We start from the raw sequence: 268 nt of genomic DNA, 5'->3' as shown, positions 1-268 counted from the left end.
CTGCGCGCTAACTCACGCGCGTTGCGCCATGTGAAGAGGGATCGTGCGTTGCTTGCGCGCGATCCATGCCACCGCATTGCGACGCGGTGGCATGGTCACTCAGACGCGCGCTCCTTCGCGAGCGTCATCCTGCATCAGTGTTCACTTGGCCGGATGGCCGGGTCGTCCTCGACGACGCCGCGTGTCGCGGACCAATACGGTTCCCGGTTGTAGTAGCTGTACGTCGATTCGCCCCAGGCACGGTCGGCCATCGACGGCCAGTGGTCCT

At 64.9% G+C, this 268-nt stretch carries 1 pseudogene; it reads right to left on the bottom strand.

The window, feature by feature from the left end:
* Positions 1-134: 134 nt before the first annotated feature.
* Positions 135-268 (bottom strand): annotated as a pseudogene (locus SB822_RS57575) (PRC-barrel domain containing protein); the annotation flags it as partial.

Origin of the sequence: Paraburkholderia sp. SIMBA_054 (assembly GCF_046534875.1) — a bacterium.
GTDB classification, from domain to species: domain Bacteria; phylum Pseudomonadota; class Gammaproteobacteria; order Burkholderiales; family Burkholderiaceae; genus Paraburkholderia; species Paraburkholderia hospita.
Note: the sequence above shows the minus strand (reverse complement) of the source record. Positions and strands in the feature narration are given on the sequence as shown.